At 42.1% G+C, this 1,145-nt stretch carries 1 protein-coding gene; it reads right to left on the reverse strand.

The features are described from left to right. A partial coding sequence (locus Q8907_17100) for a glycosyl hydrolase family 8 (protein MDP4275988.1) occupies window positions 1-1,072 on the reverse strand: 1,072 nt, incomplete at its 3' end. Between the last annotated feature and the right edge of the window lie 73 nt (window positions 1,073-1,145).

The following is a 1,145-nucleotide window of genomic DNA, read 5'->3' on the forward strand; positions in this document are numbered from 1 at the left end:
CAGGCCGGGAACCATCCAAGTTAAATTGATCCTCAAAGGTATCAATACCTTGTAAACGGAAAAAATTTCCAATAAGCTTGGCATAGTCTTCCTGCCACTTTTTATCCTTGCCAAACCAGGCATAATCCATAGCAATATTCATGGGAACACGCCAGGAATCATAACGAAAAGCAGCAGGCATCCAGGGGGTGGAATGCGGCATTCCATTAAGGTCTGTATAATCGGCATTCAGGCCGGTAACAGGATCACAAGCCCTGTGTAAAAAAGCCCGGGCAGAGTCGGCACAAGCCCTGTAAAATTGTTCATGGCCGTCCTTGGCATATTCGGCCCAAATCTCGAAAAATGCCGGTAAATTGTACGAAGGGTCAGTCCATTCGTATCCGTTTCCTTCGGGCACAAATGAAATTATTTTGTGTTCGATATTGATCAGATTATGGATTCCGTTACTGCCGTCTTTCTTCCACATAGCATCCAGAATTTTCCTTGCTTCTGCATAGTAATTAATGCCGGTATTATTTCCCCAACGGTTTGAAGCAAACAGCAGGCAGGTAATATAATACAACTCGCCGTCAGATGCTGATCCTTCGGAATTTCGCCTCATCGTCTTTGGATTGAAACTCCAGGCAAAATAACCTTCCCTGGGCCCATCCTGATGCTGAAGATATTTCTTCGACCATCTCCAGATACGGTCAAAAACATCTTTTTTATTCAGTTGTACCGCAATCATCATCCCATAAGAGAGGCCTTCAGTCCGGGCATCATGATTTTTCAAATCCGACACATAGCCCATGGAATCGCCTACTTCAAAGTAGATCCGGTTTGGCCCTTCAAAAAGGTCGGAATAGGTTTTTGCCACTTTCTGATCAATCGCTGACTGACTGTATCCGGCTTCCAAAAAAAGATTTCTGTAAAAACCGGTATAAAAAGCCCCGGTATTATTGGAACTTCGTTTGGGAATCACCTTTCTATTTGCCGACATAGTACCAAGGCCCAAATAAAAAACACCAATCATCAGCAATATGATGATTTTTATCTTTAAAATATTTCCCCGAAAAAACTCACTTTCCTTCATCTATTTAGCTGATTTTATTTATTATTTGAACTGATAAAAGATTCATGCAGCAATGTGTGTTCCTGTCTTTGAC

It is taken from the genome of Bacteroidota bacterium, assembly GCA_030706565.1.
Lineage (GTDB): Bacteria > Bacteroidota > Bacteroidia > Bacteroidales > JAUZOH01 > JAUZOH01.